Genomic DNA, 13,508 nt, shown 5'->3' on the forward strand with positions numbered 1-13,508 from the left:
GAACTCACCTCAACCCTGTTCTTTAGTTAATTCAGCCATCTTCTCCAGCAGCTTGATCGCACTAAGCTGGGAGCTGAGCTGAATCACACCAGCGGAAGTCGAAGTCCAATCTGTGCCAAACAACACTTTATCCTCTGACTTTCCTTGTTCCCAGAGACATTCTGCATTCGCTCGCAGGAAATCTACAGCTTTAACTGCTGCGGAATCAGCTTTGACCCATTCAGCTGTATAGCGAATCAGGATTCCTTTAAACAGTCCCGCATCACCATTTCCTTCATCTGGCAGCACACCTCCCTCAGAGTCAGCAAGTTCATGGGCTGCGGCGGCAAAGGTTAGACGAGCATCCTCTAAATATTCCTGCTCTTTAGTGATACGATACAGTTCAACTGCTGCGCCAATGAAAACACCTTGGTTGTAGGAGTATTTCCAATCTTTATCGATCTTTCCATCGCCAGTGCGATTCATGCCATCCCATACAAAACCCGTTGCCGGATCTACTAGATGCTCTTTTTGCCATCTGTATATTTTTAACGCCCATTCAAGATTGCCAGCTTCACCAAAAGCTTGATACAAGCGTGCCGCAAGTATAGCTGCCGGTGCGTTGGCTGGTGTATTTTTATAATCCAACTGTGATTTCTGCCAAGCAATTCCACCGCCCATATGCTCGTTCCAACCTGTCTGAATGTCGTTCCATAAAAGAAGGGCTGTATCTTTATAACCTTCCACTCCTGTTGCTTGATAAGCACGAAGCCACGCGAGAGCCATCCATTCCATATCATCATACAACTCATTTGGCCACATACCACCATTTCGTTGTAGCAGACCTTCATGAAGTGCGGAAAGCCTTTTGGCATACCAGTTCTCTCCAGTCCGCTGTAGTCCATCTACCAATACATCCACAGCATGGGCCATCCACCAATAATGAAAAATAGTGTTGCATTCTCCATTTGGACAAGGTGTTTCTATATTGTACATTTTGATCGCTTCATTCCAGAAGAATGAATCCAATGCAGCTTGTGCTTGATTCGCCCGTTCCTCCCAAATCCCTATCTCCAATTGATTCATATAGACTCTCTCCCTGGTTCGATTTTTATTGCATTAACCCTTAATACCACTGAAGGCTATCCCCTGTACAAAATAACGCTGAAGAGCTAAAAATAACACCAATATCGGCAAGATTGCTACTAGCGCTCCAGCCATCATTGGACCGTAGTCTGTTTGAAAATTATAAGAAAAAGCTTGAAGTCCCATCTGAATCGTTGCTTTGTCGGGATCATTCAGCACAATCATTGGCCACAAGAAACTGTTCCAGCCCGCTTGGAAGGTAAAGATACTTAAAGTAGCCAGCGCTGGTTTAGTCAACGGCAAATATATCCGCCAAAATATTTTAAACTCTCCACAGCCTTCGATCCGGGCCATTTCCATCATGTCACTAGGCAAGGTGAGAAAGAATTGCCGCATGAAGAACACAGCAAAGGTTCCAGAAGCGCCCGGAAGAATAATCCCCCAGAATGAGTTCATCAGCCCGTTACCCCCGCTACCAAAAATATCATTTCCTCCAAAAAGAGGAATATGGCGCATGACATAAACCGTGGGGATCATCGTCACAATGCCTGGTATCATCATCGCCGCAAGCAGCACGCGGAATATCGGCTTATTGAGCTTAAAATTCAATTTTGCGAACGCATAACCACTGATAGAACCAAAGAACAGATTCGCCAATACACCCGCTACTGCAAGTACAAGCGAATTCCAGAAATAGAGCGCAAACGGAACCGTAGTAAATGCCTTACGATAGTGTTCTAAGGTCAAATGTGAAGGAAACCACCGGATGGGCATGGCGAAGATCTCTTCGTCAGGCTTCAAGGATGTAAGAACACTCCAATAAAAAGGTAGAAACATTACGATAGCAATAACTATGCACACTATATAATAGATAGATTTGCTTAAGCTTCTTTTTAATAACGAACTTCCGCTAGTATCCATACCTCTATCCCCCTTCTGCATGGCAAGCCCGGCTTATACAATGGACTCCTCCGCCTTTGTGATCCGCATGTTTATTAGTGAGAAAATGAGAATCGCCACAGCAAGCACAAATGCTTGTGCAGACGCATACCCCATTTGCAATTGATTAAAGCCCTGCTGATAGATCAGATAAACTGGAGTCTTTGTCATATTCGCCGGACCACCCTGCGTCAGCACAAAAGCTTGGTCGAACAACTGCAACGCACCAATGATTGACATCGTACTGACAAGAAAGGTTGTTGGTCGCAGCTGCGGCCAAGTAATAAACCGGAAACAAGCCAGCTTATTAGCACCGTCCAGCCGTGCAGATTCATACAAATAGTCGGGCACGCCCTGCAGACCTGCCAAGTAGATAATCATATTAGAACCTACCGATTGCCAGAGGGTAAGCATAATAATGGATAACATCGCCGTTCGGGTCTCGGATAACCAAGCTGGACCCGTAATCCCAACATAAGACAACAATCCGTTAACCAAACCAAATTCAGGATGCAAAAGCCAGATCCAAACGGTAGCAGCAGCAACGGCGGATGTAAGGGTAGGCAGATAATTCAATGTGCGGAACAACTTTACCCCACGCCAGGATCGACTAAGCAGAATCCCGAGGAGAAGCGAAATCAGAATATTAAATGGAACGAAAATGATGGAATACAGAAATACATTTCGGAATGTTTTCCATAACAAACTGTCCTCTATCAAACGGCGATAGTTATCAAAACCGATCCAATCGTTTCTACTAAGTACATCGTAGTTGGTAAAGCTTAAATATAGCGCCATTACCACAGGGATGACTGTGAATACTGTAAACAGCAATACCGTGGGTGTAATAAACAGATAAGCCGTCCGCGCCTGATGTTTCTCTAGTTTTCTGATGGAAGCCATTTCAGCTACCCCCTCCTAAGCAAAAGGGAGGCGAAACCTCCCTTCACTTCAAATGTCTTACTTATTATTTCACTACTTCATTATCCTTCAGCATTTTGTCGCCCTCTTCTTGCGATTTCCTCAAGGTCTCATCAATGCTCATCTTGTTTTGCTGGTTAAGCTGCAAATTAGGGGCCAAAGCATCAGTCTCCATCACGGAATATCCAGGATGGTTCGGACGAACCTTGGCGAACTCCAACGTTTCCAGAAACGGCTGCCACTTTGGATCATCCTTGAAAAATGGATCTTCCATCGATGGCTTATAACCCGGCAGATTTAGACTCGTCTTTGCCCAGAGCAACGCGTTATCCTTGTTCGCTGTCCACCATTTGATGAACTCCCATGCTTCTTCCTTATGTTTGGAGCCTTCTGGAATCACTAGCCCAAATCCACCCATGACACTACCTTTATCACCATTTGGTCCGGCTGGAGGAGGAACGATTCCATAATCCAGGTCTTTACCATATTTGTTATAGGTGCTGAGCATCCACGGACCGGAATACAGCATAGCCACTTTACCTGTGACAAAAGCATCTTGCCCTTCACCAAGTCCAAGTTCGAACCCTACTTTATACACTTTGTCCTTGTTCATTAGGCGATCCCAGAACTCAAGCACCTGCTTGCCCTGCTCATTATTAAAATTGGTCTTTCCATCCTCTGTAAGCATGGTGCCGCCAGCCTGTTGGAGATACATATTAAAAAGTCCCAAATCTCCCATAGAAAAACCTGCAGTCTCCAATTTATTGCCATTCCATTTCGTTAGCTTCGTAGCCGCTGCCTCTAGCTCATCCCAAGTTGTTGGAGGCTGAAGTCCTGCCTCTGCGAGCAGCTTCTTGTTATAGAAAAGAGCACGGGCATCTACTGTAAGCGGCAGCCCATATAATTTGTCATCGTATGAAAGCTCCCGTAGGGATTCACTGTAGAAATCATCTTCGGAAATACCGTCACGCGTTAAGTATTCATCCACCGGATGCAGTACATTTTTCGGGGCATACAGCGAAGTTCTCCAACGGTCCCAAAACAGTACATCAGGAGTGCCGCCATTGGTCGCAGAAGTTAGGAATTTCGTGATCATATCCTGTTGCAGCACATATTTTACGTGAATTTTATCCTGCGATTTATTAAAAGCATCCACCATGGTCTCGAATTGCTTCTGCCCCTCACCGCCCCAATCTCCCCAGAAGGTAAGCTCTGTCTTTTTCCCGGTACTGCTCCCAGCTTTGCTTGTGTTTCCGGTCTCTTTGTCCGCAGATCCGTTATTACCACCGCAGCCCGCAGCAAGTGCAGTAGTCATTACCAAAACAATTGAGGTAACCAGCCATTTTTTCATGTTCTCTATCCCCTTTAGAGTCGATTATTCAAACCTTGTTGGTCTCATCCGCGCTTAATCTGCTTACCGCAGCGCATGAGTACAAGCTCACAGAACATCATGTTTGCCCAAGAGAACCATGGACGTGTAAATTCATCAGGATTATCCACATAAAACCCTTCATGCATAAATCCAGTTCCTGCATCCGTCTTCTCCAGCAGATGAAGTAAGGCTTCCTGTTCCTCAAAGCGGGTAGATGTCATTCCCTGCATCGCTAAAGCTATGGGCCAGATATACCGATTTGGCGTATGCGGACTTCCAATGCCAGCAGCCGCTTTTCCTGCGAAAAAATAAGGATTAGTGCTACTTAAAATAAGTTCACGGGTATTTTTATAAATAGGATCATCAGCAGTCACATAACCCAAATAAGGGATAGAGAGTAGACTAGGTACATTTGCATCATCCATAAAATTCACCTGTCCCAGACCATCTACTTCATAAGCATAGACCGCTCCAAACTCTGGATGTTCTACAATTCCATACTCACTTATTCCCTTATTAAGCTGGTCAGATAGTTTTCTAGCTTTCTTTTCCAGCTCCTGATCACCTAAAATCTCACGGGCAATTTCACACACATATCGTAAAACAACCACCGCGAACATATTGGCCGGAACCAAATACCCATATTCACAGGCATCGTCACTAGGACGAAATCCAGACCAAGTCATTCCGGTATAAGCCGTCAACGTCCCTTTGCCTTCTCGAGCTAACGTATCCGTGGGCGGACAGTTCATCCGTTGAAAAAGATATTTTGAATCGCGCTCATGGTTCTGTTCGGTAGTCCATAATGTTATGATTCTTTCTACGCCTGTTACAAACGACTCATTAAACTGACTAGTACGGCCCGAATTCTTCCAGAGCAGATAACTCAGTTGGATTGGATAACATAACGAATCAATTTCATATTTTCTTTCCCAGACTCCCGGGCTCATCTCCGTCAGATCCTCTTGGTGGCCATGCCCACTTTCTTCTTCATTGAATGCGTTAGCATACGGATCAAGCTGGATGTAAGTAAATTGTCTACGTACAAGTCCCTCAATCATGTCTGCAATTTCTTCATCTTCGGAGGCAAGGATTAGGAAAGGTCTGACCTGTGCGGCGGAATCCCGTAGCCACATCGCTGGAATATCTCCGGTAATAACAAAAGTGCTTCCGTTTGGCATTCGTTTTAAGGTTGTGTTCCAGGTGTTGGCCATACATTTCTCGAACATTTCGGCTAATTTCGGGCGATCACTCAGCTGTGCTTTTACGCTAGATGCCAGTTTATGCATTGACTCGGGTATTTCTCTAGTTGCTTTCAGTTATAATACCCCCTTTTTCTTTTTAAATTTGAAGCGCTTTCATTGATTAGTATATTGTCATGTGATTAGTATGTCAATATGTTTATTTTATTATAATGATATATCAATACATCTATAATGATAAATACATATCTAAAACAAATAAAAAAACCCATCCAAAAAGATAGGTTTTTATAACAACTAATATATGTTTAATTTGGAGAATAAGCCAAAATTCTATTTAGAGATAGATTGTTTAGCGGAGCTTGTGGATTCACCAGAAATTAGCTCAGCTTCCAGCATTATCTTATTGGACACACTCTGCCCGTTCATAATTCGCAATACATTTTCTACTGCAAGCCGCCCCATCTCTTCTTCATTTTGCCGTAAATGGGTAAATGCATAACCCGAACCAAGTGGAGTTGGCGGACTATCAAAGCAAATGATCGAAATATCTTCTGGAATTCGTAGCCCAAGTCGTTGGACCGCAGTTCTAGCCAGCAGCGCAATATTATATTCCACAGCAAAAAGCGCCGTTATTGTTGGATTCTTTTGCAAATGAGAAATTAGCCGCGAAATGTCATGTTCAATATTCTCATCGTTGAAGGAATCCGGTAGTGTTGAGGTCAAATCACTGACCCACAATCCCTTGTCTACAGCTATTCCCCGTTCCGCATGCGCTTGAATAAATCCCTCTACCCGCTCTTCAAGAGCTGTGGTATCCGCTGGAGGTGGAGAGAGAAAGGAGATATTAGTATGCCCGAGATCAAATAAATACTCCGTACCTTTGAGTGCAGCCTGCATATTATCAGTACTGATCGATGCTGCTGCCACTCCTTTTAAATGGCGATCTACCAGAACTAGCGGGAACCGCCCTATCACCAATTTTAGAATCTCCGCATTAAAAAATTCGCCTTGAGCCGGAAAAATGATCAGACCATCTACACCTAAGCTGAGCAACTTCTGAATAGATTTCTCTTCGTTCTCCGGCACCCCAAAGGTTCTTCTTAAAACCAGAAAACAATCATTATCACGTGAAGCCTGCTCCATGCCATAAATCAAACCTGTGCCATAGCTGTTGCCAAAGTCGGTAATAACCAGACCGATCGTCTTTTCCTCATGGTTAAAGGAATTGAAAACAGTTCCGTCGGAGACCGTCCCCGGAGATATCGCTGATTCCATGTAATCGACTGCTGGATCTGCCACAAATGAACCTCTCCCCGGTTTTCTCACAATTAATTGTTCCGCGGCGAGCATTTCCAGAGCTTTTTTACTCGTAATCCGACTAACATTATAGGCTTCAGCCAGTTCTTTCTCTGAGGGAACCCGTTCCCCTTGTCCATAGGATTTATTAACGATAAGCTGCTTCACTTCATCAAATATTTTTTCATACATCGGTTTGGATGATGTTGTCTCACTCATGACTTTCGTTATCTCCTGACTCTAATTTTTTCATCTTATACATAATAATATATCATGATATATTAAGTTTGTCGACAGTTGTGCGGCTACAGCAAAAAAAGAGGGAGGAAGGAGGTAAAGTGGAAAAATACAAAACTTCGTATATAAACAGAGATAACCCGTATTCAGTGAATGCTGGTTAAATAAAGGCTAAGTAATCGCTATAAATATCATTTCTACTATATTCTTAGATAATATCAAACCGTATTTCATCTAACAAGTTTTTACACTTTTGTCCATTTGTTCTTTTTTTATTCAAAAACAGCTAACACAGGTCTATCGTAAATTGCTGTTCAGAATATATAATAGAGACTATCTGGTATAGAAAGGAAGTTGAATAGTTAATGAAATTTAATGATTATCGCTATGAGCGCCCGGATGTAGAGAAGTTCAAACAGGATTTTAACAACCTGCTTAAAGATCTCAATGACACCGAGCCATTAGAAGTGCAAAAGGCTTCCGTTACCGCTATTAACAAGCTTCGCAATGAGTTTGACACCCTGCAGACATTGGTTAGCGTTCGCCATTCGATCAATACAACAGATGAATTCTACAAGGCTGAACAGGAATTCATGGACGAGATTGGCCCTATCGTTCAGGAATACATAACGGACTACTACAAAGCACTCGTCAATTCCAAATACAGAGCCGAATTCGAACAAGAATGGGGCACGCAGCTGCTTCAGCTTGCAGAAGTAGCTCTGCGTACTTTTAGTCCAGAAATCATCGAAGATTTACAATTGGAGAACAAACTCTCTACAGAATACGCTCAGCTTATCGCGTCCGCCAAGATTCCATTCGAAGGCGAAGAACGGACACTGACTCAGCTTACTCCTTTTGAATTGTCCACGGACCGCGATATGCGTAAACGTGCTTCACAAGCCAGATATGATTTTATGTCTGAACATGAGAGTGACTTTGATCGAATCTATGACGAGCTAGTTAAAGTCCGTGACCGCATTGCTAAAAAGCTTGGTTACAGCAACTTTGTTGAGCTAGGTTATGACCGGATGATGCGTACCGATTATAACGCCGACATGGTAGCCAACTTCCGGAAACAAGTTCTGGAGCATATCGTACCCGTCTCCCAACAGCTTAAGAAACGGCAGACTGAACGCCTAGGTCTGGATGCCTTGAAGTTTTATGACGAGAACTTCAGCTTCAAGACTGGCAATGCCACTCCTAAAGGAGATCCTGACTGGATTGTAGCTAACGGATCCAAGATGTACAAAGAGCTCTCTCCGGAAACTGATGAATTTTTTACTTTTATGTTGGATAACAATCTAGTGGATTTAGTAAGTAAAAAAGGTAAGCAAGGCGGTGGCTATTGTACTTACTTCAGCCAATACCAAGCACCCTTTATCTTCTCAAATTTCAATGGAACCTCAGGGGATATTGATGTCTTGACCCATGAAGTGGGGCATGCCTTCCAGGTGTATGAAAGCCGAAATATTAATGTACCTGAATATGCTTTTCCTACTTATGAAGCCTGTGAGATCCATTCCATGAGCATGGAGTTTTTTGCTTGGCCATGGATGGAATTGTTCTTTGAAGAGGATGCAGACAAATACCGTTTCAATCATTTGGCAGATAGCCTTCAGTTTATTCCTTACGGAGTTACTGTAGATGAATTCCAGCATTTTGTTTACAGCAATCCTGAAGCAACCCCTGCTGAACGTAAGCAAGCATGGCGAGAAATCGAGAAAAAATATTTGCCGCACCGCAATTATGAAGGTAATGCTTATCTGGAACAAGGTGGATTTTGGCATAAGCAAGGCCATATCTTCGCCTCCCCGTTCTATTACATTGACTATACACTAGCACAGCTATGTGCCTTCCAGTTCTGGAAACGTTCAAATGAAGATTTTAAATCCGCTTGGAGTGATTATTTAGAGTTATGTCAAGCTGGAGGAAGCAAATCCTTTATCAAGCTGGTTGAACTTGCGGGCCTGACTTCACCTTTTGAAGATGGCTGCATTAGTTCGGTCATTGGAGAGATTGAAAGCTGGTTAAACAGCATTAATGATAAAGAACTTTAATAATACCTTGCAGTACCGATAAAAAAGCAATCCCTGCTTCTTAGCTGGGATTGCTTTATTTTCATATTAAGGTTATTTAGCGATAACGAATCAACAAGTCCAGTGGATAACGACCTGCATTACGGCCATACAAAGCTAGCCCGCCGTCCTCTGCTTGCAGCTCCAAACGGAAAACACGATTGCGATCCAGCTTCGCTGCTAACTGCCCCGGTACACTTGCCTTGCATAGGTAGCCATAAGATCCAGCCTCATCCAGCTTATTCGCTATTGGCTGATAATGCCAAGACAAAATCCCTCTGCTATCAGCCGGATCATCCGGTAAATAGAAAGAACCAATCCGCTGCCCATCCACCAGAACGTTCACTCGGGAAGGATGACGCTCTTCATCCGTCATATAATACGTATTCGGATTATATTCCACCCTCGCATCTGCCCCATGCATAAGATCAAGGCCCATATCATTAAGCTTCGTACCTTCAACATGCCGCGCCAGCAATCGTTTAGCACTTGCTTCGAACATGATTTCGATCTCACCAATCATTGATTTATCTGCTGCATCTGGCAGTGTAACCTCGTATACATACTGACCTTGCCCAGCACCATTGATCTTAAATCCTTGGATAGCATCCCATTGATGCTTAAAGTTATGATCGGTATAAGCTCCCACTGGAATTTGAATAAATTCTCCTTCACCTTTAAACAATACAGTGTTATTACCGCCTCTTACATCAAAAGTAATGAAATTCCGCGTGATCGCTTCACCCTTCTCATTAATCAGAGAAACAGCAAGTATTGCAGCCGCCTCCTGACCAGGCATTGTAATGTTCAAAGAAGGAAGTATAGTGTTTCCAAAGTTATCCCATTTCACAGACATATGTCCACTTTGCGCAGTGACCCGAGTCCCCAAATTGTCGTACCACAGTTCCCATTTCAGCTTCAAATTATGACCGTGATAGCTGTCCGCGAAGCTGGAACCTAGCAAAGGTACTTTAACACTCTGCCCTGCTTCTACTGTCTGGCATGGAGGAGCATCTAACACGATAAAATCTGGGGAATGCAGATCCGCAATCGTCATCCCGGGAACAAAATCCCCATATCCAAAATCCTTATCGCTCCCGTCTAGCCGGTAATAACCATTGAACTCATTCGTAACATCACGGAATTCAGTAAATACGAATCCACATAGCTTATCATGCCGCCGGAATTCATTCATCATATAGCGGTAATGCCATGCCAAATCACTGTCCCCTGCACCACCTTCTATCCCCCACACGTTACCGCATTCGCTGTTCATTAGAGGGGCATCAGACTGTACGTTGCCGCCAATACAGTTAAACTCCGATCCCGGGAATGTTTTATCTACAACCTCATTTAAGTGGGCTTGCAGCTGCTCGTAACCATTAATGTAAAAGTGCCATGTATTAATATCCGATTCCACATGATCATAATTACACGGCGAGTTATCCTCAACAATTCTAGTCGGATCAAGCTGCTTCGCCCAGCGATATTTCTCCCGCACCCATTCCTGTGTCTCTTTAAGATAACTACTCTGCTGCTGTACATCACTTGTGAGGCTAGCCTCCTGAGCATCTGTCTTCAAACCCCAGGTCTCGTTGAACATAACCCACGAAAAAATAGATGGATGATTATAATCTCGTTCAATCACCTCAAGGGCTTCTCTCTCATAGGAGGCTCTGGCCTTGTCATCCGGATTACCCCAGAAACAAGGCATATCTTCCATAACAAGAATGCCAAGCTTATCCGCCCAATACAGCTTACGGGGTTCTTCGGGCTTAATATGAATTCGCACCATGTTTAGCCCTAAACGTTTCATTAGATAAATTTCATCCCGCATGTCTTCATCCGTTGGATAGGTGAAAAACCCTGTCTTGTGATAGGACTGATCAAGAGTACCGTTCAAATATATCGGTTTACCATTTAAGGTGATCCACCGATAATCACGATCTTCAAAGCGGGCAGTCTGAATTTCGCGAATTCCGAAATAAGTGCTGACTGTATCTGTACCAAACGATCCACTAAGCTGCAATTCACCTTCATATAAATAAGGATTTTCTGGACTCCACAAATGCGGATTGGGAATATCGATAGACAGCTTACATTCGTTCACCCCTGCTATAAGCTGCAGCTTCTCTGTATGAACAACAGAATGATCAGCGAATTGCAGCGTAAACTCTGCCGAACCCGTTTCATGCGCGATTATTCTTGTAGTTACCTTCACCTGTCCATCTATACGGGTCACAAACTTTGCATCTTTCATATAAGTTTCGGGACGTGCTTCAAGCCATACAGGCTGCCAAATTCCACGGATTTCTCCATATCCTTGTTTGCCCCGCGCTTGATAAGCATGATCGAAATCCTCAGCTCTTACGACAATATTATTCTCACAATTAGCTGCCCAGTAAGGTGTAATATCAAATTCAAATGAACCATATCCACCTTGATGTGAACCTACATGTTCTCCATTTATCCACACATCACATGAATAATCTACTGCCCCAAAACGTAAAAACAATCGTGTTTGTTGGTCAACAGCCTGCCCATTCACGGTGCGGCGATACCAGCCTATTCCTTGTTGATCGCAGCCAATTCCGGATAAGGGACTTACCCAAGAAAAAGGTACAGTGATCATTGAGTCGTAAGCGATTTCAGGATTGGAGTACCATAACGCCTTCATACCTTCATTGTTCGGATCAAACTTAAATGACCATTGCCCATTCAAATTCATCCATTCATGACGTTGCCAATGTGGATGAGGGTGTTCAGAACGAGGAATCGCAAGTGTCTCAGAAGCTAATATAGAAGTTGTCATATGGCGAGCACAGCCTTTCAAAATAAGAAGTTGAGCCCATTTTAGCACCAGTATACGATTTTCGCAATGTTTATTATGATTTTACAATACTCAATCTTCATTGTACAATAACCTCAACCCATCCTATACGAAAAGGAACAAATATGATGAATGATATTTCACAAGAAACGATACGTTATCCCGCGTCACGCATTTTAGATGTAGCTAAAGCACTGTCTGGTGACGTCCGCGTCCGCATTCTTGAAGCCCTTGGAGAGAAGCCTATGAGTGTCAGTCAATTAGCTGAGACGTTAGGTGTAGCTCAGCCAACGATATCTATCAATGTGCAGACGTTAGAACAGGTTAATCTTATCTCATCTACACAAGGAGCAAATCGCGAAAAAATCTGTGCGGTCACCTGTCGCTCTATTCAACTCGATCTCCCTTCAAAGCTAGGGGATGGGCTGCATCAAACTGAGGAAATACATATGCCCATCGGAATGTTCTCCCACTGCTCCATACAACCGTCCTGCGGGATGGCCGGAAAAGATGGTGGTGTCATTGGCTCCCAAGATGATCCAAGAGCATTCTACATGCCTGAACGAGTCGATGCCTCTCTCTTATGGTTCGCAGAAGCCGGTTATGTCGAATACTATTTTGCCAACCCCCTGCCTCCAGGCGTCGAGTTGGACGAAATCCGCATTTCGGCAGAAGTATGCTCAGAAGCCCCTTCATTTCGAGAGGATTGGGCCAGTGATATCAGCTTATCCATCAATGACCAGTTAGTCGGGACTTGGACCTGTCCCTCCGATTTCGGGAACCGCAAAGGGAAACTGACCCCTGAACGTTGGAGAAGTGGAACTGAATATGGAGCTCTTACTACATGGAGTGTCTCGGAATCGGGCAGCAGCTGTAATGGTTCTTTCTCATCTTCCACTACAATCAGCTCTTTAAAGCTGACGTTTAATGAACCTATTCGTGTACGTTTTGAAATTCGGGAGGATGCACTCAATAAACGAGGACTAAATCTGTTCGGAAGTGGGTTCGGGGACTATGCCCAGGATATCATACTGGCGTTTGTACGACGTCCGAAATGAGGAAAAAGAGGCAGGAGTGCCTCGGAAGTGGATCCAATGTTCACCAGCATCAAGAAGAACATCAACAATGGATGCACACTTCCAGCCCTGACCAGATGGACCTCTCTATTTCATACTAGTAGAGACCTTTATTTTGCTTCAACTTTTTTTAGATTCTCAGCGACTCTGAAGGTTACAATCTTGCTAATTAATTCATAAGGCATAGGCTTATCAATAGGGAATTGAACGGAACCTTTAGCACCTTTATAGCCTGATAATTCATCTTTAAAAGCATTAATTCCACTTGGAGTTGGATAGAATCCAATATGCTTGGGATAAGCAGCGAAATGCACCAAATTTCCGTGTAATGCAAAAGTAGGCATCTGATAGCTTATTTTTTCCTCTGCTTCCGGTGCCGCCTCTTTTATCACCTTTCTTAACGTATTAAGGATTTCCTGAACCTCAAGCGAAAACCCGGAAATATAGGTATTGATCGATTCATATGTGATTTTACTTTCATCCATGATA

The 13,508-nt window shown here is 43.6% G+C and carries 10 protein-coding genes; 2 read left to right on the plus strand and 8 right to left on the minus strand.

All coding sequences use genetic code 11. From position 1 onward, the window contains the following. Positions 1-9 precede the first annotated feature (9 nt). The 6 genes from MHI32_RS17635 to MHI32_RS17660 all read right to left on the minus strand — a co-directional run bounded on the left by MHI32_RS17635 (position 10) and on the right by MHI32_RS17660 (position 7,017). On the minus strand, positions 10-1,065 hold the full coding sequence (locus MHI32_RS17635) for a glycoside hydrolase family 76 protein (RefSeq protein WP_340010407.1): 1,056 nt from the start codon (positions 1,063-1,065) through the stop codon (positions 10-12). A gap of 33 nt (positions 1,066-1,098) precedes the next feature. Continuing rightward, a complete protein-coding gene (locus tag MHI32_RS17640; protein WP_076142466.1) occupies positions 1,099-1,986 on the minus strand; it encodes a carbohydrate ABC transporter permease in 888 nt (295 codons plus the stop codon). Positions 1,987-2,019: 33 nt separating this feature from the next. Beyond that, the gene (locus tag MHI32_RS17645; RefSeq protein WP_036688088.1) at positions 2,020-2,907 is read right to left on the minus strand and encodes a sugar ABC transporter permease; all 888 of its coding nucleotides are present in this window, start codon (positions 2,905-2,907) and stop codon (positions 2,020-2,022) included. Positions 2,908-2,971: 64 nt separating this feature from the next. Further along, positions 2,972-4,276, minus strand: coding sequence for an ABC transporter substrate-binding protein (locus tag MHI32_RS17650; protein ID WP_076280054.1), 1,305 nt, complete (start codon positions 4,274-4,276; stop codon positions 2,972-2,974). A gap of 44 nt (positions 4,277-4,320) precedes the next feature. Next, on the minus strand, positions 4,321-5,586 hold the full coding sequence (locus tag MHI32_RS17655; protein WP_076302643.1) for a glycoside hydrolase family 125 protein: 1,266 nt from the start codon (positions 5,584-5,586) through the stop codon (positions 4,321-4,323). 246 nt (positions 5,587-5,832) lie between these two features. After that, on the minus strand, positions 5,833-7,017 hold the full coding sequence (locus tag MHI32_RS17660; RefSeq protein ID WP_076128248.1) for a GntR family transcriptional regulator: 1,185 nt from the start codon (positions 7,015-7,017) through the stop codon (positions 5,833-5,835). 383 nt (positions 7,018-7,400) lie between these two features. On the opposite strand from MHI32_RS17660, the gene MHI32_RS17665 reads away from it, so the two are divergent. Next, positions 7,401-9,095 (plus strand): M3 family oligoendopeptidase, encoded by a 1,695-nt coding sequence (locus MHI32_RS17665; protein ID WP_076184489.1) that lies wholly within the window; start codon positions 7,401-7,403, stop codon positions 9,093-9,095. Between the two features lie 76 nt (positions 9,096-9,171). On the opposite strand, the gene MHI32_RS17670 is transcribed toward MHI32_RS17665, so the two are convergent. Beyond that, positions 9,172-11,925 (minus strand): glycoside hydrolase family 2, encoded by a 2,754-nt coding sequence (locus MHI32_RS17670; RefSeq protein WP_076304057.1) that lies wholly within the window; start codon positions 11,923-11,925, stop codon positions 9,172-9,174. Between the two features lie 143 nt (positions 11,926-12,068). Here MHI32_RS17670 and MHI32_RS17675 point away from each other — a divergent pair, with 143 nt between their 5' ends. Further along, positions 12,069-13,001 (plus strand): helix-turn-helix domain-containing protein, encoded by a 933-nt coding sequence (locus MHI32_RS17675; protein WP_340010409.1) that lies wholly within the window; start codon positions 12,069-12,071, stop codon positions 12,999-13,001. A gap of 128 nt (positions 13,002-13,129) precedes the next feature. Here the strand turns inward: MHI32_RS17675 and MHI32_RS17680 are convergent, their stop codons facing one another. Beyond that, the gene (locus MHI32_RS17680) at positions 13,130-13,504 is read right to left on the minus strand and encodes a DUF1801 domain-containing protein (RefSeq protein WP_340010411.1); all 375 of its coding nucleotides are present in this window, start codon (positions 13,502-13,504) and stop codon (positions 13,130-13,132) included. Between the last annotated feature and the right edge of the window lie 4 nt (positions 13,505-13,508).

The organism is Paenibacillus sp. FSL H7-0690, from assembly GCF_037980415.1.
Classification (GTDB): Bacteria; Bacillota; Bacilli; order Paenibacillales; family Paenibacillaceae; genus Paenibacillus_AQ; species Paenibacillus_AQ odorifer.

Bases quoted from the DNA above. Each gene is read 5' to 3' on its own strand.
- MHI32_RS17675 (WP_340010409.1), top strand. From the start codon at position 12,069: ATGATGAATGATATTTCACAAGAAACGATACGTTATCCCGCGTCACGC.
- MHI32_RS17635 (WP_340010407.1), bottom strand. From the start codon at position 1,065: ATGAATCAATTGGAGATAGGGATTTGGGAGGAACGGGCGAATCAAGCA.
- MHI32_RS17650 (WP_076280054.1), bottom strand. From the start codon at position 4,276: ATGAAAAAATGGCTGGTTACCTCAATTGTTTTGGTAATGACTACTGCA.
- MHI32_RS17680 (WP_340010411.1), bottom strand. From the start codon at position 13,504: ATGGATGAAAGTAAAATCACATATGAATCGATCAATACCTATATTTCC.
- MHI32_RS17640 (WP_076142466.1), bottom strand. From the start codon at position 1,986: ATGGATACTAGCGGAAGTTCGTTATTAAAAAGAAGCTTAAGCAAATCT.
- MHI32_RS17645 (WP_036688088.1), bottom strand. From the start codon at position 2,907: ATGGCTTCCATCAGAAAACTAGAGAAACATCAGGCGCGGACGGCTTAT.
- MHI32_RS17670 (WP_076304057.1), bottom strand. From the start codon at position 11,925: ATGACAACTTCTATATTAGCTTCTGAGACACTTGCGATTCCTCGTTCT.
- MHI32_RS17655 (WP_076302643.1), bottom strand. From the start codon at position 5,586: ATGCATAAACTGGCATCTAGCGTAAAAGCACAGCTGAGTGATCGCCCG.
- MHI32_RS17660 (WP_076128248.1), bottom strand. From the start codon at position 7,017: ATGAGTGAGACAACATCATCCAAACCGATGTATGAAAAAATATTTGAT.
- MHI32_RS17665 (WP_076184489.1), top strand. From the start codon at position 7,401: ATGAAATTTAATGATTATCGCTATGAGCGCCCGGATGTAGAGAAGTTC.